The organism is Thermodesulfovibrionales bacterium, assembly GCA_035686305.1.
In the GTDB taxonomy this organism is placed as follows: Bacteria; Nitrospirota; Thermodesulfovibrionia; order Thermodesulfovibrionales; family UBA9159; genus DASRZP01.
In genome coordinates, this window is sequence record DASRZP010000124.1 from 21992 (window position 1) to 46993 (window position 25002).

25 protein-coding genes and 1 tRNA gene are annotated in these 25002 nt (G+C 50.5%); 8 read left to right on the forward strand and 18 right to left on the reverse strand.

Going from position 1 to position 25002, the window contains the following annotated elements; all coding sequences use genetic code 11:
- Nucleotides 1-71: 71 nt before the first annotated feature.
- Genes tsf through VFG09_14000 form a run of 3 tightly spaced genes read right to left on the reverse strand, consistent with a single transcriptional unit; the run spans nucleotide 72 to nucleotide 1679 of the window.
- Nucleotides 72-671, reverse strand: coding sequence for a translation elongation factor Ts (gene tsf, locus VFG09_13990; GenBank protein HET6516267.1), 600 nt, complete (start codon nucleotides 669-671; stop codon nucleotides 72-74).
- 2 nt (nucleotides 672-673) lie between these two features.
- On the reverse strand, nucleotides 674-1489 hold the full coding sequence (gene rpsB / locus VFG09_13995) for a 30S ribosomal protein S2 (GenBank protein HET6516268.1): 816 nt from the start codon (nucleotides 1487-1489) through the stop codon (nucleotides 674-676).
- Complete coding sequence (locus VFG09_14000) at nucleotides 1461-1679, reverse strand: hypothetical protein (protein ID HET6516269.1); 219 nt, start codon at nucleotides 1677-1679, stop codon at nucleotides 1461-1463. Before VFG09_14000 ends, rpsB begins: the two co-directional genes overlap by 29 nt.
- Before the next feature lie 131 nt (nucleotides 1680-1810).
- Here VFG09_14000 and VFG09_14005 point away from each other — a divergent pair, with 131 nt between their 5' ends.
- Nucleotides 1811-2563, forward strand: a complete 753-nt coding sequence (locus VFG09_14005; GenBank protein ID HET6516270.1) for an SPOR domain-containing protein — start codon at nucleotides 1811-1813, stop codon at nucleotides 2561-2563.
- 101 nt (nucleotides 2564-2664) lie between these two features.
- Here the strand turns inward: VFG09_14005 and VFG09_14010 are convergent, their stop codons facing one another.
- The 3 genes from VFG09_14010 to VFG09_14020 form a co-directional block, all read right to left on the reverse strand.
- Nucleotides 2665-3879 carry an FAD-dependent oxidoreductase gene (locus tag VFG09_14010; GenBank protein HET6516271.1) on the reverse strand — a complete coding sequence of 405 codons (1215 nt, stop codon included), beginning with the start codon at nucleotides 3877-3879 and terminating at the stop codon, nucleotides 2665-2667.
- Nucleotides 3880-4055: 176 nt separating this feature from the next.
- The gene (locus tag VFG09_14015) at nucleotides 4056-4649 is read right to left on the reverse strand and encodes a transglycosylase SLT domain-containing protein (GenBank protein HET6516272.1); all 594 of its coding nucleotides are present in this window, start codon (nucleotides 4647-4649) and stop codon (nucleotides 4056-4058) included.
- A 259-nt stretch (nucleotides 4650-4908) separates the two neighbouring features.
- Nucleotides 4909-5241 (reverse strand): hypothetical protein, encoded by a 333-nt coding sequence (locus VFG09_14020; protein ID HET6516273.1) that lies wholly within the window; start codon nucleotides 5239-5241, stop codon nucleotides 4909-4911.
- Between the two features lie 158 nt (nucleotides 5242-5399).
- Here VFG09_14020 and VFG09_14025 point away from each other — a divergent pair, with 158 nt between their 5' ends.
- The 4 genes from VFG09_14025 (at nucleotide 5400) to sixA (ending at nucleotide 10423) form a co-directional block, all read left to right on the forward strand.
- Complete coding sequence (locus VFG09_14025) at nucleotides 5400-5822, forward strand: peptide chain release factor-like protein (GenBank protein HET6516274.1); 423 nt, start codon at nucleotides 5400-5402, stop codon at nucleotides 5820-5822.
- 4 nt (nucleotides 5823-5826) lie between these two features.
- The gene (gene greB / locus VFG09_14030; protein HET6516275.1) at nucleotides 5827-6339 is read left to right on the forward strand and encodes a transcription elongation factor GreB; all 513 of its coding nucleotides are present in this window, start codon (nucleotides 5827-5829) and stop codon (nucleotides 6337-6339) included.
- A 310-nt stretch (nucleotides 6340-6649) separates the two neighbouring features.
- Nucleotides 6650-9664 carry a ChaN family lipoprotein gene (locus VFG09_14035; protein ID HET6516276.1) on the forward strand — a complete coding sequence of 1005 codons (3015 nt, stop codon included), beginning with the start codon at nucleotides 6650-6652 and terminating at the stop codon, nucleotides 9662-9664.
- Between the two features lie 288 nt (nucleotides 9665-9952).
- Nucleotides 9953-10423: a phosphohistidine phosphatase SixA gene (gene sixA, locus VFG09_14040; protein ID HET6516277.1), complete on the forward strand. Its 471-nt coding sequence runs from the start codon at nucleotides 9953-9955 to the stop codon at nucleotides 10421-10423.
- A 432-nt stretch (nucleotides 10424-10855) separates the two neighbouring features.
- Here sixA and VFG09_14045 read toward each other — a convergent pair whose 3' ends face one another.
- From VFG09_14045 to serA, 9 genes are all read right to left on the reverse strand, one after another.
- Nucleotides 10856-12463 (reverse strand): ATP-binding protein, encoded by a 1608-nt coding sequence (locus VFG09_14045; GenBank protein ID HET6516278.1) that lies wholly within the window; start codon nucleotides 12461-12463, stop codon nucleotides 10856-10858.
- A 38-nt stretch (nucleotides 12464-12501) separates the two neighbouring features.
- A complete protein-coding gene (locus tag VFG09_14050) occupies nucleotides 12502-13569 on the reverse strand; it encodes a response regulator (GenBank protein ID HET6516279.1) in 1068 nt (355 codons plus the stop codon).
- Nucleotides 13570-13625: 56 nt separating this feature from the next.
- Nucleotides 13626-14693, reverse strand: a complete 1068-nt coding sequence (locus VFG09_14055) for an ATP-binding protein (GenBank protein ID HET6516280.1) — start codon at nucleotides 14691-14693, stop codon at nucleotides 13626-13628.
- A gap of 27 nt (nucleotides 14694-14720) precedes the next feature.
- Nucleotides 14721-16229: a circadian clock protein KaiC gene (gene kaiC / locus VFG09_14060; GenBank protein HET6516281.1), complete on the reverse strand. Its 1509-nt coding sequence runs from the start codon at nucleotides 16227-16229 to the stop codon at nucleotides 14721-14723.
- A gap of 29 nt (nucleotides 16230-16258) precedes the next feature.
- A complete protein-coding gene (kaiB, locus tag VFG09_14065) occupies nucleotides 16259-16537 on the reverse strand; it encodes a circadian clock protein KaiB (protein ID HET6516282.1) in 279 nt (92 codons plus the stop codon).
- The gene (locus VFG09_14070) at nucleotides 16527-17402 is read right to left on the reverse strand and encodes a PAS domain S-box protein (GenBank protein HET6516283.1); all 876 of its coding nucleotides are present in this window, start codon (nucleotides 17400-17402) and stop codon (nucleotides 16527-16529) included. The genes kaiB and VFG09_14070 overlap by 11 nt, the downstream gene beginning before the upstream one ends.
- Before the next feature lie 27 nt (nucleotides 17403-17429).
- Nucleotides 17430-17732: a circadian clock KaiB family protein gene (locus tag VFG09_14075; protein ID HET6516284.1), complete on the reverse strand. Its 303-nt coding sequence runs from the start codon at nucleotides 17730-17732 to the stop codon at nucleotides 17430-17432.
- A gap of 225 nt (nucleotides 17733-17957) precedes the next feature.
- Nucleotides 17958-19121 carry an IS4 family transposase gene (locus VFG09_14080; GenBank protein ID HET6516285.1) on the reverse strand — a complete coding sequence of 388 codons (1164 nt, stop codon included), beginning with the start codon at nucleotides 19119-19121 and terminating at the stop codon, nucleotides 17958-17960.
- Between the two features lie 638 nt (nucleotides 19122-19759).
- A complete protein-coding gene (gene serA / locus VFG09_14085; GenBank protein ID HET6516286.1) occupies nucleotides 19760-21361 on the reverse strand; it encodes a phosphoglycerate dehydrogenase in 1602 nt (533 codons plus the stop codon).
- Between the two features lie 374 nt (nucleotides 21362-21735).
- Here serA and VFG09_14090 point away from each other — a divergent pair, with 374 nt between their 5' ends.
- A complete protein-coding gene (locus VFG09_14090; GenBank protein ID HET6516287.1) occupies nucleotides 21736-21981 on the forward strand; it encodes a GlsB/YeaQ/YmgE family stress response membrane protein in 246 nt (81 codons plus the stop codon).
- 597 nt (nucleotides 21982-22578) lie between these two features.
- Entirely contained in the window at nucleotides 22579-23325 is a 747-nt protein-coding gene (locus VFG09_14095) for a ParA family protein (GenBank protein HET6516288.1), read from the forward strand.
- Between the two features lie 42 nt (nucleotides 23326-23367).
- Here VFG09_14095 and VFG09_14100 read toward each other — a convergent pair whose 3' ends face one another.
- Both VFG09_14100 and VFG09_14105 read right to left on the reverse strand, forming a co-directional pair.
- On the reverse strand, nucleotides 23368-24177 hold the full coding sequence (locus tag VFG09_14100) for a 4Fe-4S binding protein (protein HET6516289.1): 810 nt from the start codon (nucleotides 24175-24177) through the stop codon (nucleotides 23368-23370).
- Nucleotides 24178-24195: 18 nt separating this feature from the next.
- On the reverse strand, nucleotides 24196-24519 hold the full coding sequence (locus tag VFG09_14105; GenBank protein HET6516290.1) for a hypothetical protein: 324 nt from the start codon (nucleotides 24517-24519) through the stop codon (nucleotides 24196-24198).
- Nucleotides 24520-24620: 101 nt separating this feature from the next.
- Between VFG09_14105 and VFG09_14110 the strand changes: the two genes are divergently transcribed.
- Nucleotides 24621-24696 (forward strand) — tRNA-Val (locus VFG09_14110).
- A gap of 15 nt (nucleotides 24697-24711) precedes the next feature.
- Here VFG09_14110 and VFG09_14115 read toward each other — a convergent pair.
- A partial coding sequence (locus VFG09_14115) for a tyrosine-type recombinase/integrase (protein HET6516291.1) occupies nucleotides 24712-25002 on the reverse strand: 291 nt, incomplete at its 5' end.

Here is a 25002-nt window from a genome sequence, read left to right on the forward strand (position 1 = left end):
GATGAGGGATGAGGGACGAAAAAAAAGGGGTAGAATTCACGAAAGCCGAATCCTTTTTCATCCTTGCTGTTCTATGACCGTTCGCCCACCTGGAATCTCACAAAACGCCTCACGACGATGTTCTCTCCGAGTTTTGCGATCTTTTCAGTCACGAGGTCCTTGATCTTGAGCTTCTGCTCAGGGTCCTTGATAAAGACCTGCTCGAGAAGGCAGGTATCGGCAAAGAACTTTTCGAGCTTTCCCTCAACAATCTTTTCAACGACCTGAGCAGCTTTGCCTGTGACCTGGGCGCGGTAAATGGCCTTCTCGTTTTCGACAACATCCCGGGGAACGTCCTCCCGCGACACGTACGTCGGGTTCGCCGCAGCTATGTGCATAGCGATGTCCTTCACGAGGGCCTTGAAATCATCGGTCCTGGCAACAAAATCGGTCTCGCAGTTGACTTCCACAAGGACGCCGATCCTCTCCATATGGATATAGGAGCCGATGGAACCTTCCGAGGCGCTCCTCCCAGCCTTCTTCGATGCTGTTGCCAGACCTTTCTGCCTGAGGACCAAGACGGCCTTGTCAAAATCTCCGCCCGTCTCGGTAAGGGCTTTCTTGCATTCCATCATGCCGACGCCCGTCTTCTCCCTCAGTTCCTTGACCATATCCGCCGTAATCGTTGCCATGCTTAAACCTCCCCTGTGCTTGCCGCAAAGGCCGGTGCATTCTGCGGAGGAGAACCCTCGGCAAGCGCGGCAGCCTCTTCCTGCTCCGCCTTCTCCTGAATCACAGCCTTCTCCGCCTCGAGGGAAGCCGCTTTAGCTGCGGCCTCTTTTCCCCGGAGAATAGCTTCCGCCATCTTCGACGTTATGAGCTTTATCGCCCGTATCGCATCGTCGTTGCCTGGTATTACGTAATCAACCTCGTCAGGGTCACAGTTGGTATCGACCACGGCGACGATCGGAATCGAAAGCTTCCTTGCCTCTGCAATCGCGATCTTCTCCTTCTTGGGATCGATGACAAATACCGCACCGGGCAGTTCCGGCATCTCTTTTATGCCGCTCAGATTCCTTTCGAGCTTCAGCCTCTCCTTCTCGAGACCGGCAACCTCTTTCTTTGAGAGGGCCTCATAGGTGCCGTCTTCTTTCATCTTTTCGATGCTCTTGAGTCGCTCGATGCTCTTCTTGATCGTGGCGAAGTTGGTCAGCATTCCGCCGAGCCACCTCTGGTTTACGGAGAAGGCACCCGCCCTCTGGGATTCGTCCTGGATGGCGTCCTGTGCCTGTTTTTTCGTGCCCACAAAGAGTATCGGTTCACCTGCCTCGGCGACATTACGGACAAAACGAAAGGCCTCCTCAAGACCCTTGAGCGTCTTCTGGAGGTCAATAATATAGATGCCGTTTCTCTCACCGAAGATATAACGCTTCATCTTCGGGTTCCACCGCTTTACCTGGTGGCCGAAATGGACACCGGCCTCAAGTAATTCCTTCATCGTTGCTACCATCTTCTCCTCCTCTGGTTTTTTTCCTCCGCCATTGCCCCATCCACCCCCTCAAGGGACCACTGAAAAGGGATATTCCATGGCGTGTGTTTTTTACAGGGTAAAAGCTTAGCATAGAAAACCCCTTTTTTGCAAGGCTGAACAGGGGAAGAACCTCATGAAGTTTCGTTACGAGCAGCGCCGTTGCAAACATGGCCTCTTCCCCCATTACTGATTTTGCGAGGGAGCAGAGGATACCAGGACCACGGCGGAAAGATTGACCCTCCCTTGACAAATCCTGTCTGTTGCCCGATTATTGAGGAACAATGATTGAAGGGTTCTAATATGAGGATGAGGAGTTGTCTGATACTCTTTGTGCTCGTCGGCGGGATATTCCTCATCTCCGCCCGCTCCCCAGACGCTGAAGATGAATACTACTCCATTCAGATAGCAAGCCACGGTACTCTTGAGTCGGCGCAAAGACAGTTCAGAATCCTCAAAAAGAGACTACCGGACGATGACCTTGCTTACCTCAGGGTAGAGAAGATCGGCGACCTTTTTTCCGTGAGGCTCGGCAGGTTCAACGACAAGGAATCGGCATTGTCGCTGCTCAATAGACTCAGGCCGCAGCTGCCGGGAGCTGTCATCCTTAAGGTCCCTATAAAGGATGCAAACATCATTGATATATACGGCGAAGGCCTGCCGGCTGACCTGAAGGAACCTCGGCCCCGGGAAACGAGGGAGGCCAAACCATCAGGGTCTCCCAAAAAGGACGATGGCACCGCTGGCGGGACATCGCCGGTATTCAGCAGGTCAGTCATAAAGGGCACCGTCCTCGAAAGCAGGGTTGCTCCGTCAGGCCTCACCTGTTCAGGGTCGAAGGGAGTCCTGTATCTGATCATGGTATATGTTGAGGAGGTAGAAGATGTGGCCAACTACGAGAACTTCCTCAGGGACAAAAAAGACCGGTCCCTGTCGTTCTTTACCGGAGAAGCGCCGGCAGCCTTATCGGGAAAACGTATAAAGGCGATTGTTGAGTACAGGGGCGACAAGAGATGCAGACTTTACTGGATAGAGGATATCGTGATCATTCCTTAGGGGATGCAAAGCCTCAAATATCTTCTCTGTCCCGATCGTCCTGATAACGCTTTTCATGGTCGACGCCCTTTCCGTCAGGCACGTATACCTTTGGCGAAGTCCTATATCGGCAGAAGCCATCGCATGAGATAACGGAGCTTCGGTTCCCGGAGCTTCGCCGAAAGAGCCGAAACGCTCGGTCTTGTCAGGTACGTCATGATATGCCTTATCTGAACCATTTTTTTCAGAAGGACGACAGATTGACCTGAAAAGACGTACTCTCCCCTGACGAAAATCCCCATGTCCTTTCCCAAAGAGAGCAATTGCGGTTTCGTCTTCGGCGAGTATGCAATTGTCCTGCGTCCCCTGATATGATTTGCAATATTGCGGCCCGCCACACGCGCCTGATCGAGTGCATGATAGGCGAGACGTGACAAGGCGACGGCACCTCGCTCATTATACATGCTGATTGCATCTCCAACGCCATAGATGCGATCAGTATCCGGCGACTGAAGACTCTCCGTCACCCGAAGCCACCCTTGGTCATCTTTCGATAGCGGCAGTCCCCTGAGCAATTTTGAAGGCTGAAGGCCGCCTGTCCATATCAGGACGGACATGCCGTAACGCGCTCCAGGATCAAGGACGACCTCCCTCTTGCGAACCTCCGTGATCCTGCTCCCCGCGAAGATCTTCACCCCGCGCTGCGAGAGATATTCCTCCACGAAGTCCTGGGCCTTCACAGGAAAAGTATTGAGGAGCCTGCTTCTATCGATCAAGGCCACCGTAATTCTGCCCGAAGCCATATCGTGTTCCGAGCCTGTCTCCCTGACCAGATCTAAGAGTTCCCCGGCCACCTCTACCCCTTCCGTGCCCCCTCCCGCTACAATGAGTCGGCATGGTCTCTTTTCATTCTTCAAAAGCCCCTTTACGGTTGCAGAGATTCGTTCAGCGCTCTCAGGACTGCGGAAGGGATGGGAGAACTCTGCAGCTCCAGGTACGCCAAAGAAGTTGTCCTCTGCACCACTGCTCAGAACGAGATAGTCGAACTCCATGACCCGTGAAGGCGTTATCACCTGCCGATTCCAAGGATCTATGGAAACAACCTCGTCCTGAAGAAACGTGACGGTTGTAGGACTGAGCACAACGGAAAGAGGAATTTGGATATCCCGTGCACCGACCTTGCCGGAAATGATCTCGTGGATCGAAGGGATAAAGGAATGGCAGGCGTTTCGGTCAATAAGCGTGATGTCAGCCTGCGACTCCAGGATCTCCCAAAGGGAGAGGGCGCTCTCCAGCCCACCGAAACCGCCACCAATAATGACTATCCGTTTCTTCATAGCTGTTCTTCGAAAGGGAAGTGCTGCCTCCTCACAATCTCATTATACAGCCCCTTGCAGGTGGACAAGAGATTGAAATTCTCCCGGCATTACGGATGAAGGCGGTCATCTCTCCGCAGAATGAAACCTGTTACACTTCTCAACCATCGAACCGACAGAATAACTGTCCCCGGAACTTAGGCTGAATCAGGCATTGCCCACTTTGCCAGATACAGTTCGCCAAGGGCTTTCATGACCTTGCGCGCATATTCGGGATCCCCTCCAACATAATCTATTAAGGCCTTCTCAAGGGTCTTGCCCCTCGACAGATACTTCTGCAGCACATACGCACCTGAGGCTATATTCTCGGATATCTGGTAAAGGTCTTGTTTCTCGCGCACGATTCCCTGAGCCTTCAGTTCGTCAAGCCAGGCCCATGGTGATATACCCATAAGGCCTATGGCGCCTTGTTTGCTCTTCGCCTTCGGGTTGAAGTTGGACTCTACCATGCAGATGGCCAGTATCAGATCAGCGTTACCATTGCGCACCGCAGCACGGTAAACTTCCGAGAGGATTTCCTCGGGCATCCCGGAGTTGTTCCTCATCCATTCCAGGATGACAGGGTTCATCTTTCCTGCCTGATAAACAGCATGGAGCGGTTTGGCCAGGTCTCTCGCTGCAAATACCAGCGCAAACCCCGGGATCACGATGAGACATGAAAGGACAAGGGTCACCAGCAATATCTTCCTGAAGACCATCACCGCAAAGCCTTTCACATTCTTCTTCACCATAAACACCTCCTCAGACGTCGGCAGGAGCTGACTCTTTCTCCTGCACACATCCTGCGTGACAGCCTGAACTGCACCCATGGAGCAGAACGTTAACTCGGCTGTCGCTGTATATATCCTCAATGAGGTTGGTCCATCTGCTTTCTGAACCGTTCGGGTTGGGTTTTGTCAGGAGATCCAGGACTGGTTTATCTCTATGATAGAATCAGTCTAAACCACTTGAACCATAAAAAGCAAGCTCAAGAGAGTGTCAGATGCTCAATTACGGACAGACCTCTTGAAAAAGCATCTCATCTCCTGATCCCCCCTTAACAGCAAACCATTCTGACCCGGCGGAACCCGTCCCTTCGAGAAGCCGAGCTTTTTTTCCCTTACAATCGATCTCGTACAGATATTTTGCGCCGTCGCTTTTGGCCCAAACTTTGACCGTATTCGTCTCACCCTTCTTCACACTCGCAGTATCATAGGAGAAGGAATTTCCATAGGTGTCTTGCCGGAGGACTTTCCAGTCCGCCCCTTCAGCTTCAGCCAGGCCAAACGCAAAAACAGACAGGCAGAGAATGGTCGCCATGAAGAAACTTACATACCTTTTCATCTTCTTCCCTCCTTTCCCTTCCTGATATCATTTGTCAACACCTCACCCGCATGGTGTCTGATAGATACATCATAGCAGAAGAGAACTCGACAAAAAAGGGGATGGTGAGGAGAGAAGTGAAAAAAAGTGGTACAATGTAGTCCATGAGCCTATTTTCGGTGAGCCGGTCTAAGGAAAGGGATCTGAAGGCGAAGATGGATACCCTGAACATCCGTGAGGAGGAAATCGAGGAGTCCTTTGTGCGTTCAGGGGGCAAGGGCGGCCAGAAGGTGAACAAGGCCTCGACCTGTGTCTATCTGAAGCATGTTCCCACCGGTATCGAGGTGAAGTGCCAGGAAGAACGCTCGCAGGCCCTGAACCGCTACAGGGCAAGAGTAATCCTCGCGAGAAAGATTGAGGAATTGATCAAGGGTGAGGAGAGCGCGGAGAGACTGAGGATAGAGAAGATCAGGCGTCAGAAGAGGAAACGATCGAAGAGGGCAAAGGAAAAGATGTTGGCTGAAAAGAGGGCCATATCCAAAAAGAAGAGGCTCCGTTCACCCGTTGTCTTTCATGACGATCGAGCAAAAGGCGCAGGATAGAGGAATGACGACAGGACCTCACCAGAGAAAAACACGAGCTTCAGCATATATCACACCTCAAGGACAGAGGCGTTTGCATGAGGAACTGTCCTATCTCTGGCAGATTAAACGGCCCCAGGTTACTCAGGCTGTTGCTGAAGCAGCCGCAATGGGGGACCGTTCTGAAAACGCAGAGTATATTTATGGCAAAAAACAGTTGCGACAGATCGATTCGCGTATACGTTTCCTTGCACGGAGACTGAACGAGCTGGTCGTTGTAGACAGGGTGCCTGACGACAGGTCAAGGATATTCTTTGGCGCATGGGTGAAACTTGAGGACAGTGACGGAAACGTATGCCAGTATCGTATTGTCGGTCCTGATGAGATCGATTCTGAAAGAAAGTCTATCAGCATTGACTCACCCATGGCAAAGGCGTTGCTGCGCAGGGAAGAGGGTGACGAAATCGTGGTGTCGAGACCGAACGGAACAACGGCATATTTTGTGATATCGATCCGGTATGAGTCATTTCCCCCGTGAGGATCACCATAGGGAGGTTCTGCCGATAAGCAGCGGACGAGCCCTAACGACAGCCGGACATCAGCTCGGAGTGGTGAGAAAACGGTTTCGAGTGGCCATAGAAGTAGACCACCCGAAACCGGCCCCCCGAGGCCCTTCTCCCTCACTAACCTGAACAGCCTTAACGGGAGATTACAGCTATTCTATCGGTCTTTTTCGGGAAAACTTTAGTCGTCACCCGATTCGTGAGTCGTCCTGCCGGAACCGGGTTTTTATCAACGCTGGTCGATGTTTCATAGCTGTGTAGCCGGTGAATCCACATCAGATTCTCATGGAGAGGAATTTTTGCTATAGTGTCATTATGAAAGGCCTTTTTCAGAGATCACTACGGTCATTCCCGGCAGTCTCGGCACTCGTCTGTCCGCTCCTTCTCATGAGTGCTCTGCCCTCATTCTCCGCGGATCTCCCCGATGTTACGACGTCCATATCCTTTGATTCCGGGGGAGCGTTGATGAAGGGCTCTACGGTGATTAGCGTACATCGCGACGGCGAGACCGTGATTCATACAGGGTTGCTGCAGATACGCTCCCTGAGGCTGAACGGGAGCTTTCTTGAGCCTGTAATAAAAGACGGAACGCTGAAAGTGAAAACGACACGGGGGAGCGCCATAGAGATTGAGTTTCAGTGTGCCTCAGACAAGGACGGCCCCTGCGTAATAAATGAACGGGGCATGTTTCTCACGAATACCTGGTATCCATCTCCTGAAGGACTCTTCACCCATCGGCTCAGTGCCCTCGTCCCCAAAGATTTTACGGCCCTTTCGGAGGCTGAAACGATCGTGGTAGACGAGAGACCTGAGGGGAAGCTCTTCTCCTTTTTCTTTCCTCATCCTGTGAATGGCGTAAATTTTATCGCAGGCAGGTACGCCGTCAGGACAGACATCCATAACGGCATCGAATTGTATGCTTACTTTTTTCCCGAGGACATCGGTCTCGCTGATACCTACATCGAATACACAAAAAAGTATCTGTCGCTCTATGAGGGGATGATCGGCAAGTTCCCCTTCAAGAGGTTCTCCGTTGTCGAGAACTTCCTCCAGACAGGATATTCGATGCCGACATACACACTCCTCGGACAGGATGTTGTTCGACTTCCGTTTATCGTCAAGACTTCCCTCGGCCACGAAATACTCCATCAATGGTTCGGAAACCTTGTCTATATCGATTACGAAAAAGGCAACTGGGCTGAAGGGCTCACCACCTATCTCTCCGACCATCTCTACGAAGAACAGGAAGGCAGGGGATGGCAATACAGAAAACAGATCATGACCGATTACGATAGCTACGTCAGTCCGGAAGAGGAGATCACCCTCAGGGACTTCAGGACGAGAACGGACTTTGCATCGCGGGCCGTCGGCTATGGAAAAGGAGCCATGGTCTTCCACATGCTCAGGGGACTCGTCGGAGAGGATCTCTTTTACCGGTCATTGAGGGAGCTTGTCGAGACGAAACAATTCCAGGAGGCCTCCTGGGGAGACATAGAGACTGCCTTTGAGAAGATCGCCGGCATGGAGCTCGGCTGGTTTTTCAAGCAATGGGTTGACGGAAAGGGATCACCGCTCTTCGAGGTCATGGATACGACAAGAGGCCCGAAGGGCCTTCACTCCCTCGTCTCCTTCGACATCATCCAGAAAGGGCAGAAGTACTCCCTTGACGTCCCCGTCTCAGTCAAGGCAGAGAGGGGAGAGACGGGACAGATCCTGAAGGTCAGGGACACAAGACAGAGTTTTGAAATCTCTGTTGACGGGAATCCCGAGAGACTGGCAATCGATGAGAATTATGACCTCTTCAGGAGCCTCTCGAAAGACGAGACTCCTCCAGTCATCGCAAAGATCCTCAGTGAACAAGAAGGGCTCCTTGCGCTCCCCGTTGAGGGAAAGGATGATCTCTACAGAGGAGCTGTGGAATTCTTCAAGGGAAGAGGCTATGCGGCAAAAAGGTTGAAGGAGATCAAGGATGAGGACATAAAGACAGCTTCCGTCGTTGTCCTCGATCACGAGAATCCTCTTCTCAAACGGTTGTTCGGAAAAACAGACGCTCCTTCCAACGGACTGTCGATCACTGTCCGAAAGAACCCTCTTAACACCTCCAAGGTGATCGCGATCGTCGACACCGATTCCCGTGATGAAGTCGAGGCCTCGCTGGGGAAGATCACTCACTTTGGGAAATACAGCCTGCTCCTCTTTAGAGAAGGGAGGAACAGTGAAAAGAAGATCGCAGAGAGTGACAGGGGCTGGAGTATTCCGCTGAAGGAGAACGTTACCGGCTTTCAGGTCGCAACGGCGTTGACCCTCAATGACATTATCGAGAAGGTCTCCGGAAAGAGGATCGTCTATGTCGGAGAAGAGCACGACAGGTATGAAGATCATATGGCAGAGCTTGAACTGATCAGGGGTCTTTTCAAAAAGAATCCAAGGATCGCCATCGGCATGGAGATGTTTCAGAGACCCTTCCAGAAGGCCCTCGATGACTATATCGAGGGGAGCATCGAAGAGCCTGAGTTCCTGAAGTCTTCAGAGTATTTCAAGCGGTGGGGGTTTGATTACAACCATTACAAGAACATCCTGAGGTTTGCGAGGGACGAGAAGATACCGGTGATAGCCCTGAATATCAGACAAGAGATCGTGAGCAAGGTGTCGAGGAGCGGGATAGATTCCCTCACTGAAGACGAGAAGAAGGAACTGCCCGATGCCATGGACATGACCGATGAGGCATACAGAGAGAGACTGAGGGCGATCTTTGAGAGGCATGAGGGCGCAGAAAGCAAGAACTTTGACAATTTTTACCAGTCCCAGGTGATCTGGGATGAGATCATGTCACAGTCCATCGATGACTATCTAAAGAAGAACCCTGACCGTCAGATCGTGGTCATTGCGGGCGGAGGACATCTTGCCTTCGGCTCCGGCATTCCCAGGAGGACCTTCAGGAGAAACGGCCTCGATTACGCATTAACTCTCAATGATACCTCGGGAGAGCCGGGGATCGCTGATTTTGTCCTCTTCCCGAAGAGCCTCGACATTGTTCATGCCCCCAAGCTCATGGCACTCCTGAAGGAGGAAGACACAAGGGTGAAGATCACGGCCTTCCCTGAAAAGAGCGTTTCTGAAAAGGCAGGGCTGAGGAGTGGTGATACCATCCTTTCCCTCGACGGGAAGAAGATCACCAGCGTCGATGACATCCAGATATTCCTTTTCTACAAGAAGACAGGAGAGACGATTAAGGTCAAAGTTCTGAGGAGACGATTCATCTTCGGCGAGCAGGAGCGGGAGTTTGACGTCACGCTCTGACATCACATTTTCCCTGACCAAATAGAGGCCTAAGCATTATTTATTGCCTTCAGAGTAGTCAGCAGGGAGAGGAGCTTCATAACCCTGCTGCTTATGCGTGACAATCGCAAGGGCAAGAGCGCCCTGTTCTCTTCCATGTGCAGCGTGAATTTCGATTGGGTCAACCTTATCGTCAGAACTTGACATTCGTTAGGAGTCAGATATACTTCTCTTGAAGGGAAGCAAGAGGGCTAATGATCCGGACCACCCTTGTAATACTCATGTGATTCTTTGAACAAGAGGTGCTCAATGCTTCTTTATCTCGTTCGCCACGGTGAAGCCGAGGAGGAGAAGGGGGATCCGGCAAGGCCTCTCTCTGAACAGGGAATCTCTGCCACGAAGGCAACTGCCTCCCACTTGTCCCGGATGAAGATAAGGGTAAATCAGATTCTCCACAGTAAGAAATTGAGGGCGAAACAGACAGCCGAAATAATCGCAGAACATCTTACCGCGGCAAGTTACAAAGAATTTACAGAAACCGATGGATTATCTCCGCTCGATGATCCTGGAACGTGGGATGACCGTCTGAAGTACCTGACGGACGACCTCATGCTCGTCGGACATATGCCGCATCTCGGGAAGCTTGCATCCCTGCTCCTCTGCGGAGATGGAGAAAAGGATATCGTTGCGTTCAGGCCGTCTTCTGTGCTCTGTCTCGAAAGAGACGAAAGATCACACTGGCGCCTGCAATGGATGATAACGCCGGATATGATTATGTAGTTGTTAGGGGTTAGTCTTACAGACAATGGCTGATTATCCCGCAACTCTTACGTGCGAATACTTCTCGCCTGGGAGATCTCGCCAATTCTACCCACTTCCGAAAGAAACCTCGATAGGTTTGTGCACTCTCACTGATTTCCTGTCCTTCCTGAATCTGAGATTGTCAGTCTTCCGACATTGGTGTGAGATTCTTTTGGAATTTTATGTCGAAGAGATTCTTTGAAGGTGAGATGTACACCTCTAAGACGCACCAATCAGGTTTTCGTTGACGCAAGGCTTTCGGCGAAACTCTGCATATTTCTCGTTCCCGCCCCCCGAATAATTCATCCACTTATCTTCGCTGCCGTCCTCCGCCAAGAACGCCTATTTTTTGTAAGTTAAAAAACTGTACCTGGCAAAATGAAGGAGGATTCGTCCAAAAGACATGGCTCTCTATGTCCTCTTCACAGGCAACGTAAAGTAGAACCGTGAACCCTTTCCCTTCTCCGATTCCACCCATATCCTTCCGCCATGCAGTTCGACGATTTTTTTGCATGTGGCCAGCCCTATTCCGCTGCCGGGCGTTCGTTTCATCCCCGGTATTCTCTTGAACATCTGAAATACCGCCCCAGCATATTCCGTTGGGATGCCGATCCCGTTATCACTTATACAAAAGGTATGTTCGTCTGCTTGCAATTCAACCGCTATATGGATCTCGGGGCGCATTTCTGAGCGGTATTTTATCGCATTACCGATAAGGTTCTGCAAGAGAAGAGATATAAGCACTGGGTCAACGAAGAGTTCCGGAAGCGAACCATGGGTGACAGAAGCTGATGATTTTTCGATCATGGAGTTGAGATTCTTAACGGCAATTTCCAGAATTTTTGTTATATCCGAATTCACAAAAGACGGCTGCCTGCCTACTCTGGAATACGAAAGAAGGCTCTGAACCATTTTTTGCAGATTCTCAGCGTTGCCCATTGCATCAGAGAGAATCTCAATCGCCTCGTCGTTAACCCCTGTTTTCAATCGCTTAAGGCTGAGTTTGATAGCACTCGCAAGGGAGACAAGCGGCTCCTGAAGATCATGGGATGCAACTGAGGCGAATTGTTCGAGGTCTCTATTGCTCAGTTCAAGTTCGGATGATTTCCTTCTAAGATTATCCGCAGCTATCCTGCATTCCTCATAGAGCTCCGCATTTTCAAGGGAAAGGGAGATGGAGGTAGATATCTTGCGTGCTGAATCGATCTCAATGTCGTCGAAGATGCGGTCCGAAAAATTGAAGAATGCGAGCGCCCCCGCGACGGAACGGTCCACATAAAGAGGGAAAAACATCGCTGCATGAACACCGAACCTCTTTGCAGCCTGTGGATTAAGACGGTCATCTGTCTGGGCGTCGACCGATATGATCGGTATTCCGTCCTTTTCCAGGGAGCCAAAGGCCCTGAACTCTTTCCTCGGCAGTACGAAGTCCCTTAATTCATCGAGAAGTCCGTAGCTATATCTGACGACAAAACCTCTTTCTTCATATCGGCCTATCAGGGCCGCCTCGCCAATAGATTTGGCTGCCTCGCTGACGCAGCGGTTCATAATTTCTTCGATGTCCCGCGTCGACATAATAAGATCTGTAATCCTATTGCGAGCCTCGCTGAGTTCCTCTATTTTCTGAAGACGCAATTGAACATGTTTACGGTTTATCGCGAAATGCAGAACTCGACGGAGCACGTCTGCCGTGAAATGGCCCTTTACAACATAATCCTGCGCCCCCTGCTCGATTGCACTTTCCCCGCTCATATCGTCGTCAATGCCGGTCAGAACCACAACGGCTGAATGTATGGTCTTACCCAGGATACTCCGAAGGGTGTCAAGACCCGCGCTATCGGGAAGGTTAAGATCGACAAGTACGGCATCGAAAGAATCCGCATCCAGAAGAGAAGAGGCAACTGAAAGACTATTGGCGTTACTCAGTTGAATCTGACCATCGGCCTTTTTCAACATTATCCTGACGAGCTCGGCATCGGCGAGGCTATCCTCTATGAGAAGAACCTTCTTTGTTACCATATATCGCGCTCCTAATAGTATTATAAATTAATCGTGCGTCAGGGGTGAACAATCTTTCCGCCTGCGTGGCCCAGCACAATAACGATTGGTGTCAGAATCAGGAGCATCGTCAAATAGGCATATTTAAGCACCGTTTCCTCAACAAGAATAACCGGGTTTACTACCCGAAGCATTAATGCCGCCGTGACGACAATCGCCAATATTACGGTAAATATTATCTTTCTTCTAAAAATCGGAGTCATTTTCCCCTCGTAAGCAATCTTCCAGGAGAGAACCCCCGAAATTCCGGCAACCATCACAGCTAAGAACCCACCGACGAGCATATAAAATGAAGCCCTCTCAAAGGAGCTGTTTCCGCTGAAGAGATAAAGAAGCGAAAAAGCGGACACTGCAATGGAATAAGCGATAGCGAAATGGACTGTTATAGAATGTGGATGCAGCCGCTCGAGCACTGTTAGAAATCTTTGTGCAAAATATTCTTCTTTGATAAACTCTCCTACAGACGTCACTCTTGACAGCACCTCTTCACCATGAGGAGCGCTCTTGAATTCTTCGGTCAGATCTTTGCCAGGAGAGTGCAGCGCGCCGTGCAGCCCGTTCTTCCAAAGTTTGCTATCCGATACGTCAAAGACCTTTCCTTTGTATGCGATGTATGCGCGCCTGCCTTCCTGCCCGTCAAAACCCTTCAGTTGCTCTACGGTGATCTTTCTCCCTTCGCCTGCATGCCGTACCACCGCATACATTATTGCTCGTTCAAGGTTGTTGCGACCAATTTGACTTTTTACAAAATAGTCCTGGGCTCCTTTCCTAATGGCTCTGGTAGCCATTGATTCATTATTCAGACTTGCCATTATAATTATAGGGATGGATGTAGCCTCGGACTGCATTTTGGAAAAGGTAGTAAAGCCGACGCTGTCGGGAAGCATTAGGTCCAGAAGGATAACATCGATTTGCCCTTCTTTAATGCGTTTCAGCCCCTTTGCAAGAGTGTCTGCCAGCTCGACATCAAATATCCCCCGGTCCGTCTTTAGCAACATTTCAACGAGCATCGCATCGTCAGGATTGTCTTCTATGAGAAGGATTCTTATCTTTTCTTTTTCTTCCATCACATTACCAGTTAGTGCCCTTTGGGCCGATGATGACAGCTTTGCATCATACCAGTTCAATAAAAGGGAATCGTAAAATAGAACTGCGACCCCTTTCCGGGCTCTGATTCCACCCAGATCCTTCCCCCGTGACCCTCAACTATCTTCTTGCACATGGCAAGACCCAGGCCGGTGCCGGGATATTCCTCTTCGGTATGAAGGCGCTGGAACAATACAAATAGCCTGTCAAATTGCTTCCGGTCTATTCCTATGCCATTGTCTTTTACAGAGAAGATCCACTCACTTCCATGACGAACGGCAGATACGTGCACTTGCGGAGTGCCTTTAGAAAATTTGACTGCATTGCCAAGAAGGTTCTGGAGCAACAAAATCATTTGTGTTTGGTCCGCCATGACCCGGGGGAGGGGATCGTGAGTTATGATCGCCCTCTTTTCTTCAATGACAACCTGAAGGTTCTCCATCGCTTGAACAAGGATCGACTCAAAATCGAGGTCGACCGTCTCAATACTTTTTCCGACTTTGCAGAACGACAAAATGGCGTTCACCATTTGTTCCATCCGCACCGCGCCGCGTATGATGCGGTCCAGCATCTTCCCGGCGTCTTCGTCCATAATGCCCCTATAATCATTCGCCAGGATCTCGGAGAAGCTTTTTATCGATCGAAGGGGAGCCCGTATGTCGTGAGAAACGATATTAGCAAACTGTTCGAGATCCTTGTTAGAACTGGCCAGTTCCCCTGTCAAACGGGTCAGATGTTCCTCCATCATCTTGCGTTCGGTGATATCCCGGAGGGCAGCCAGAGAAGCATCTTCACCTTCCCATTCGGTTTCCGTTATCCGCATCTCTACTACTACCCGCTGTTTCCCTCTGAGCAAAATTTCTATTTCTGTCTTCTCATTGGCCAAGACTGGATATCCGAATTCCTCCCCCAGCAGATCGCCCGCCTTTCGTCCGAACATCTGCTCAGCTGTGGGATTCACAAAAAGAATGCGGCCTTTCTTGTCCATAATAAGGATACCATCGGCGCTTTTGTTGATGACATTACAAAAGAGCGCTTCAGAGGCCTTGAGCGCAGTCCTCAGCTCTTCCAGTTGGGCCCTTAATTTTTCCTCATCTTCTGCCATAAGGCTCCTCTTCCGCTTGCCGCCTGTTCACTCAGTCTTGAAGAGCTCATTCAAACGCTCGATTTCGTCGGCGCCGGCCTGGACCGGGTTTCCCGACAGTATGCCGGAAATTCCCCTGAAAGGTCTGCCGATATGCATGCCCTTGGCGTCAATCGTAAATTGACGGATCTCTTTCTCATGTTTCGATCCCCTCATCTTCAGCACTACCACTCCGCGCCTGATATCGCCGTATACTTCTACATAGCGAAGCAGAATTATGGTGTCGGTAATAGTCGATATGTGAGATTCAGTTATCGATGTACCCCCCAGAAGAGTGGGTGCGGTAACTGTGAAGAGACCTGCGATCTCCCTATGTTTAACAAAGGAAGTCAGCCCTACGATGAATTCCCTGTACCCCTTTACAGTTGCCACACGCTCAAGAGCCGATAGGCTGTCGACTGCAAGCCGATTAGGCCGAAACTCCTCTATAGCATCCTTGATCTCGATAAGGTGCTCCTCAAGACTGGCTATTTCAGGGTAAGAACAGATGATCTTAAGTTGACCAGCCTCCTCCATACCTACGAAGTCCTCGCTCCATCCGCGTGCGTTTCGGATAAGCTGCTCGCGGCTTTCCTCAAAGGCAAGCATGAGGCATTTCTCTCCCTGTGATGCACCGCCTGCCAGGAATTTGGTGGCTAATAAGGTCTTGCCGGTTCCGGTAGCCCCTGAGACGAGGATTACAGAATCCCTGAAAAAACCGCCGCCGCACATACCGTCCAGCTCCTCATTTCCGGAGAAGACTCGCTGATCCGAAGATTTCTGGGTGAGTTCGATGGCCGAAAGCGGCAATACCACAACGCCCTCACCGGAAGAAACTGTGAATGGCCATTCACCTTTTTGGTGGTATGCCCCGCGGAACTTAAGGATCTCTATCGTCCGCCGCCGTTTCTCCTCATCAAGAGCGTTTCGCAGGATAATAACGTTATCCGCCACGAACTCTTCAACACCGATGCGAGAGATTTCTCCATACTCCTCGATCCTCTCCACCGTAAGGAGTGCCGTCACCCCCATTTCCTTTAGGGCAGCGACAATCCGGAAGAGCTCGCGCCGGACAACGCCCTGATTGCTGAAACGTGTAAAAATGGCGCCTACAGAGTCCATGGACAATCTCGTCGCCCCTGTTTTTTTTACAGCATACTCGACACGGGCCAGCAGCGCTCCGAAGTCGTATTCGCCAACAACCGTCGCCTCCTGGTTCGGTTCGGGCGAGGCGTCGACAAAGGCCCACTTGCCTTCCTTTTCCCATGATTTGATGTCCCAGCCGAATCCTTTCACATTGCTCCGGATATCCTCTTTAGGTTCCTCGAAGGTGACGAAAACGCCATTTTCATCAATACGGATCCCAGCCGCCAAAAACTGGGCCGCGAATACCGTCTTTGCGCTGCCGGATGACCCAGCAAGCAGGGTTGTCCTCCCTTTTGGAAGGCCCCCGGCGGCTATCAGGTCAAAACCCGGGATATGTGTTGCAAGCTTCTCGATGTCCTGATGTCCTTCCATCTATTTATCCTCCTGTTGTAGGCATATGTTTATAGGTCCTTCAGGTCCATCCCGATAAGTACCTTTTCCTTTTCTGAAAGATCACCGATGAGTCTCCTCATAGGAGGAGGCAATTTTTTGATCAGGGTCGGCGTTGCCAGAATCTTGTCATCTTCAGCCAGTTGCGGGTTCTCAAGGACATCGATGACACTCAACTCGTATTCGCCACGCAGTTCCATTTCACAAATAGAATGCAGGTTGACGATGCACTGCTCCGACCTTTGAGTCCTGCCAGCAATATAGAGCTTAAGATGATATCTATGTGGCATTTTCTTCTCCTTTAGGCAGCCCGATCTTATTTTGAGTCTTCACCTCCCCGCCTCCGAATGCCCGATTTCGGTAATAAGTCGTTACACGACCGAGAAGTTCAATTAGGAGGAAGTGTCCCTCTTCAATATAGCCTCTCATCCGAGCCGGGGAAGCGTTCCTGCCTTTATTCTTCAATACCGCACTATGAAGATCTACCACATCGCGCGCGGTCGCCTTAAGAAAACCCAGTCGGTTTCCAAGATCATCGATCGCATTTGAAAGATTCCCTTCGATTTTGAAAATCCGTCGCTCAATAGATTCCTCCATAATCCTGCCATACCCTTCGACCATGTCCTCAAAAACGGCAGGGGCGGAGTCTCTAAGAGGCATCACTCCCATCATGCGCGCCGTCACCGAGGCTGCCGGAGGCTGCGAAATCTCTTCGAAAGCACGGAGCGTCGTCTCAAGTTCAGCGATCCTTCGTTCCATAAGCTGGGCCCTCGCTTCCTCCAACAGTTTGCGTTCGGTAATGTCGCTTATAGATGCCATAACCATCAGGTCAGCCCCTTCTCCTGCGTGGCTTAGAGAAATTTCGACTGGAAATTCGCTGCCGTCCTTTTTCCTCGCTGAAAGATCGAGCCCCAGCCCTATAGGACGGTTACGGGGATTGGTCAGATACCCGTTTCTGCGAGCTACATGGATCTCGCGCACCCGGTCCGGCACCAGGACTTCCACTACCTTACCGATCAACTCTTCTGACCGATAGCCGAAGAGATCCAATGTCCTATTATTTGCAAAGACAATCCGTCCCTGTCTGTTCACGATAATGATGCACTCTGCCGCAGACTGCAGAAGTATGCGCAATATGGAATCAGATTTTTCCATGCGTCTGTTACACCGGCGTAGATCTGATCATGCCGGCTCCTCTCGCTTTAATGGAGGCTGAAGTGGCAACCCGAGGTAAGAGAAAACTTTTTCAGTTTCGGAGAAATCGCCGACTATACGTCTGGCCGGGGGAGGAGAAATAAGGATAAGTGTAGGAGTCGCAAGAATTTTATCTTCTTCGGCCGCCTGGGGTTGATCCACCACGTCGCAGACACTGAACTCATAATCAGCAGCCGGAAGGGCGTCAAGTATGCGGCTTAGATTGGCAACTGCACGCTCAGTTCGCGGAGTCCTCCCCGAAATGTAAAGTTTAAGTATAATTCTTGCCATTATTCATCTCCATGATATGAATCCCATCAACAATATGAACAATCCCGCAGCGAGTAATTACCGCTTCCGACTTGGCATCATGTCTCCTTTATGATCTATTTTAATATATCAAGACATTGCTGTCCAAGATAACTGTGGCCTATATAAGACCTCTTTGAAACATACGACTTTTTAGACGGATTTTGACGATCTGAAAATGAGGTTCTCTCATCTGTGCTGTCCAAATCACGCGAAAAAGAACCTCATCTGGTCGGGATCGTAAGTCACTGGTAATGTTTCAAAGGGACTGTCCAGCCAAGCCCACAAATTCCGATGGGTGAAGAGATTCATCCGCACCGGAGAGACCAAGTTCGATAACGACCAGTTGTATTGTGATTTCAATTGAAGATATTTCAAGATGAGCATTGCTATCAGTGCTGTCCAAATCTGTATCTTCACCGCATTGGCGCTTGTTCCCACAAACGTCTTGATCTTGAGGTTTTGTTTCAGTGCCTTGAAAAACAACTCCACCTGCCACCGGTCTTTATATACTGCGCTGACCGTAGAGGCACCAAGCTGCAGATGATTCGTCAGAAACGCAAACACCCTGTCAGCTTCAGGATCATACACATCCACTCGACGCAAAAGATACGGACACTTTTCCTCTGCCTTTACTCCTGTCAGACGGATAATCTCATCTTTAAGAATATGACGGTTTTGAGGAACTTCTCTGGTCTCGACGACGTCATACACGGCGTTGTCTTTCATTCTGGTTACAAAGTATATTCCCTGGGCCGTCCATTTGCCGAAGAGGACGTAATCGTTATATCCCCGGTCATCCACCACTATGGTTCCGGGATCGAATTGAATCGTATGAGCAACCCTTACATCGGAAATCTTCCCTTCGGTAATTACGGCAAAAGAGGGTAAGTAACCATCGTGATCGAGCACAAGATGAAGCTTCACCGCTCCTTTTCTCCTGCGAAACTTCGCCCAATCATAGAGACTCAAGCACAAGTCAATGGGGGAGGAATCAAGACTCATCAGCTTGTTTTTGAACCGAAACTTCTTCTTCCCCGTCACGGCTCCTTTGCACCGACCGAGGAGGGCCAAGAACAGATCCTGGTACATTTCCCACGGACGGTGCGCATTGGCATACGCAAGCGTTGTCCGTTTCGGAGCTTCGATGCCCAAATGCTTCAGCTTTCCTTCACAGCTCATCAGGCCGTTAACGATCTCCCTCAGCGATTGAGCCTTCCCCAACTGACAAAACAGCATACTCACAAACTGCCCCCAACTGCTGAATCCCTTCGCATGCCGCTCCGCCTGATGCTTCTTTGCCACCAACTGAAACTCCTTCCGCGGAAACCATTGCAACAATTGGCTGAATATGCTACAAAATACACTCATGTTGAGCCCTCCTTTGGTTTTTTGTTCTTCCCAGAACTGTTATACCAAATCAGGGCTCAACTCATAAATCTATTTTGGCCAAGAGTGATACACGGTAGGTGTTTTCCCCAATCATGGGTTGATATTGGCACATTTTGTTTCCATAAAAAAGAAAAAGGTTGGTTTAAATCGAGCTGTATTGTTTAATCAGTTTGGGTATTTTGTGTTATTACGGACAAAAGGCGGTTTGGGTAAAATATGGGAAAATCCACAAAGGTCTTGAAAGAGGCTGGCTCCACAGTTCCACATGTACTCCGCAAACGTGCATGCCTCCGAAAAGTGAAGGGTATTATCGGAAATCTTGCTCCCGTCAAAAGATTGCCAGAGTCGACTTGTCGGTGTTAACGACAGCGGATAGCAGAAGAAGAAACGTTGCTTTCCCAAAGAAACTTGACAGGACTTTGCAAAGACTGCAATCTGTCAGCGATTGAACGACACGCATGTGTCAATCGAAAATCATCCGTCTGTCTTCGCTGTCGACACCATCCCCTGTGAGACCGTCTTTAATATACTGAATTATTACCCTTCGATCTCTCTTACTGGAACGTCTTCAAATTATATTCTGCGATCGCATTTGCGACGGAACAGCGCATGTACCATTATTTGGCCGTCAAATTGACATACTTTGCGCTATAGATGCCGTCTATCTTCTGTAGTTGCTTCAAAACACTATCGTTGACGGGTTCATCAACATTCAGAATCATTACGGATTCACCGCCTATCTGCGCACGATCTTTTCTTCCTACCTGCATCATAGATATATTAATATTTTCCTTGCTCAGTACCGCTGCAACCTGCGCAACCATACCCGGTTTGTCTTTATGCGGCAAAACGAGCATATGCTCTGCAGGCTCGATACTCGTGTGATATCCGTTCAATCTCAGAATCCTCGGAATGTCCTTCTCAAGCATGGTCCCTGCAGTTTTATTCGCTTCCTTATCAGTAGTCAGAACCACTTTCAAGAGGCTTACATAGCTTTCTGAATCAGTCGACGTCGATTTCTTAATGCCTATCCCCCTTCTCTCCGCTGACCTGAGGGCGTTCACATAATTCACTCCCTCACTGCTGCAACAGAGTATCCCCTTCGTGACCGCCACTGCCAGGGGAGCGAGGTCGAATTGAGCGAGGTCGCCGCACGCAACAACTTCCACTTCCCGTGCTGTGCCGTTCGTAATTTGCCTCACGAGAGCTCCGAGGTTTTCAGCGAGGGCCATATAGTGCTTCACGGGCTCGAGTGTCTCAGGTCTGAACGCCGGGATATTCACGGCGCTTCTCGCGGGCACCCCCAGAAAGAAATCGCGAATTTGCTCGGCGACATCAACAGCGACGTTGATCTGTGCCTCTTCTGTGCTTGCCCCCAGGTGCGGGGTAAGAACAACTTTACTGCCAAGGCTCAAAAGCGGGGAATCCTCGACAGGTTCTTTGTCAAAAACGTCTATAGCAGCCATTTCAACCCAGCCCTTTTGTATCGCTTCAGCAAGATCGGCCTCGTTTATTATTCCGCCTCTGGCACAATTGATTATCTTCACGCCTTTCTTCATTTTCAGAATCGAGTCTCTATTAATCAGGTTGAGGGTGTCCTTGTTTTTCGGGATATGGAGGGTAATGAAATCCGCCAACTTCCACACCTCATCAAGTGACGCAGCATAGTTTACGCCCTGTTCTTCTATCCGATCTCTGCCGACAAAGGGATCATACACGAACACTTTCATACCCATCGCCTTCACGATCGATGCCACTCTGCTTCCCACCTTGCCAAACCCGATAACGCCTACATTCTTGTTAAATACCTCCTTGCCTCTCAGCCTCGACCTTTCCCATTTGCCTTCCTTCATGGAACTATCGGCAGAGGGGATATGTCTCACCATGGAGAGCATTAAGGCTATGGTGTGTTCCGAGGCTGCTACTGTATTGCCTTCAGGAGAGTTGGTCACAACGATCCCTTTTTCTGTGGCAGCTTCGATATCGACATTATCCACACCGACACCCGCCCTGCCGATGATCTTCAGTCTGTCTGTAACAGAAAGTACATCCTTCGTGATTTTCGAAGAGCTTCTGATCATGAGAGCATCGTAATCTTTGATGACTGCCTTCAGCTCCTCAGCGGACAGAAGAGGTCTATAGTCAACCTCACTCACGTCCTGTAAAATTGTCACCGCCATCTCTTCAATCTGATCGGTAACTAACACTTTATACCCCATACTCGTCAAGCCCCCTCTATAATTGTTTCACCGTTAAACCTTTCACGAGGTTTCTCAAGATTGCTCTCTTCATTATCGCAGAAAATTGAGATCGTGCAAGATGAGGAGCATCAAGAGGTCGAGCGAAATCTCTGGTGGAATCCGGACATTGCGGCAGAGTCCGCCACCGAAACACCCTTTCGGATGACTATGAAGCCACCGGGGATTGACAGCTGTTCTTTTTCTGCGATACTGAAATCAGGACCAACGGCATAAGGCGAAAGGAGAAAGACGAAGACCGAAAAATGCACAGGGGCTGCAAGGCTCGAATGTTGTCCTCTCTGCATCAGGTTTCGCAGTCTGTTGACCAAAGGTTCGAAAGGAGGAGCGGTCATATGGAATTTCTCTGGTTTATCCTGATTGGTTTGGCTGCCGGATGGTTAGCGGGACAATTGATGAGGGGCGGCGGGTTTGGCGTCATCGGAGACATCATTGTCGGGGTAATCGGTGCGCTCCTCGGTGGTTTTCTTTTTCGTACTCTGGGCATTTTCCCCGGAGGCGGGCTGCTCGGCAGTTTGATCGTTGCGACCATCGGCGCCGTGATTTTGTTGTTTCTGTTGCGTCTGATCAAGAAGGCTTAGGCCGTCTTTTTCGAGTCCTTGCTATGATTCGGGCAAGAGGTTCGCAGCAGGACCTTGCCCGAACCGTTCTCGTTAATGTGCCCTGAATCGATAATAGAAGCCGTACTCGTGCGGGTAGCCAGGTGGTCATTGATAGGGATCGCGGGAAAGGTGGTGCGGCACGGGAGGAGGCTGTGACTTTTGCTTGCCAGAACGTGGGAGAAGTTGAATGTATATCATCAGACGCGTAAACGATGTATGGTCTTTGCGTAACCGCCCACTGCGAGACTTGAATTTGGCTTCTTGAGAGGAGAGGTTTGTCCTGGAAAGGGGTTTTCGAGAGGCAAATCACACCTTGCGTGATAAAGGGATCGACGAAGGGGTCCGAATGCGCTTTTTAAAGATTGCGCCGGTTTAAAAAGCGCATTCGTAGGCCTCAGATGGAGGATATGCCAAATTCTATCGCCGGATTTGGGCAGTGTCCTCCACGTAGCATTTGTCTCCGTGAATCGGCTATAATGCCTTCACTCATTTGTGAGTCTGGGGACCTCATGGCACCATTGCGATGTGGCTTCGAGAATATCCGTCAATCCATAAGAACTCATTCAGGGAGGGGACATGCAACAGGTTGTGGCAATCGTAAATCATAAGGGCGGCGTTGGGAAGACTACCTCGACGGTGAACATCGCTGCTTGCTGGGGTGAGATCGGGAAAAGGGTCCTTGTCATTGATCTCGACCCCCAAGGAAGCGCAACGGTATCCTTCGGAATCACAGACGACGGGACCGCACTCCTTAATGCCTTGCAGCAGACAGCAGCCTTGCCCGTTGTGTCAACCAAGGCGCAGGGCGTAGACCTCGTACCGGCAGGGCATAGGCTTGCGGAAGCGAGACAGAGATTTGTTGGAACTGCCGCCAGCGAACTCTTGATGAGGTGCCTCAGATACACCGAGGGAGAATGGGACTTTGTCATCGCCGACTGCCCCCCCAGTTTAGGCATCTTCACAATGAACGCCTTAAAGGCGAGCGCTCATGTCCTCATCCCTGTGGAGGCAAATCATCTTTCCTACCTCGGGTTGACCCAGATGATGCAAGCCGTAAATTCGTTCCGCTCGGATAATCCTGTCCTCACCGTCCGTGCGATAATACCGTGCAGAGCCCAAGCACGCCGGCGCATACACGAAGAGTTCCTTGCGATGATGGAAAAAGTTCTTCCGGGTGGAATTAGCCCCTCCGTCCGCGAGAACGTCTCCCTCGCCGAGGCGCCGGGCAGAGGGCTGCCCGTTGTGCTCTATTTTCCGAACTCCAATGGGGCCTATGATTACCGGCGGGTCGCTCAATGGCTTTTGGAGCGGATTCCAAACTAAGTGCCCTGCATCGGGAGGCTTGCTTCTGACTCAGGTTGGCATTCAGCGGGAAACGAGGGAAATGGCAGAAGGCATACAGACGTTACGGCACAGTCCGCAGCCAAAACATTTTTTCGGATCAATGCGAGCCACGGTCCTGCCGCTTTCCCGTACGCTCCCTATGGCATCGAACTGACAGCGCGTCTCACAGAGACCGCACCCTTCGCAGAGCCCTTCGTTGACGGTCGCCGCATACTCTCCTCTTGCCATGATCTCCACGCCAATGCCCGACCTCGTCCTCAGCGCAATGCAATCCTGGGCCGAACAATTGCAAACAACGCCGATAAAGGGCGTAACCATGGTCCAGATCGTATGGATCGTCCCGCTCTCTTCGAGCCCGGCCATCTGCTTCACAGCCTCTTCCCGGTCCAGTGATTCAAGACCCTCTGCCGGCGCCTTGCCGAAATAACCCATGTCGATATTGTCGTACCAGGCATTGGGGCCGTAACTGATCCCGTAGCAGCACCTCTCTTCTTTCTTTTCCATAGTCCAGCGACAGGCGCATGGCATGCGGACTACTGTCTCTGCCTTCATGACGAGATCGCGGACATCTTCGATCGGAAGGACCTGGCCGAAATGTTCTCTCTTGGCCCTGCTCACCATGCCTTCTCTCAGCGAATCCTTCAGACGGCCTTTTTTCCTGTAAAGGGCTTCGAGACGTCCGAGCGTATTGAATCCATCCTGGATGGTGGTCTCAAGAAATTCTTCGATGTACTTCCGTCGTCTGAGATCGGAGACAAGGTCATCGGCATAATTGGCAGCGTTCTTATACCAGATCTTTCCGTCCCCATGTTTCGTGCAGAATTCACACACCCCTGCTATCTCCCTTGCTCACGCGTAGAGGTCAACAAGCCTCGATTTGAACCGCAGTTCACTCTCCTGCACCCGCTGGTATGCATTTATCGCCTCCTCCGCTGCTGAGGAGGTTCTTACTCTCTCTATCAGGATCTGCGTCGTTCTTCGCTCAGAGGCTGCGTCCCAAAATGCGACTCCTCTTCGGAAGGGACTCTCATTTTCCGTGGCTTGAGGGAAAGTGTCTGCCTTCTTATAACCGACAATCCCGTCCTGGTCGATCCTCGAAAGCTGGAGGGCATCATGGTTTGCTCTGACGTAAGGCGTTACGGGGTAATTGATTGTTATGAGTTCTGTATGCATCGCGCCGGATTCTCTTTATTATACTCGTTATAACTGGTTCCCTTCCAGCTCACGTAATTGACAAAAGGGCTTTTCCTGGTGTTTAATAAGACTTCTCGTCCGGGCGGATAGCTCAGCTGGGAGAGCAATGCCCTTACAAGGCATGGGTCACAGGTTCGATCCCTGTTCCGCCTACCATTAAAAATCAAGGGGTTAGGCATTTACGGCAACCCCTTGATTTTGGAAATTGTGCACTTTTTGTGTCAGTTGACGAATGGAGGGCTTTTCCTCGGAGGGAGAAACGGCGGTTCCGTTTAGTGCCCGGTCAAGGATGTCGATAGCCTTGACCTGATGACTGGGGGCAAGGTGAGCATAGCGGAGAGTCATTTTGATATCCTTGTGACCTAACAGTCTGCTTACGGATATTAGGTCAACCCCGGCCATTACGGATTGACTGGCAAAGGTATGCCTAAGATCGTGAAAGCGGAAATCCCGGATACCTGC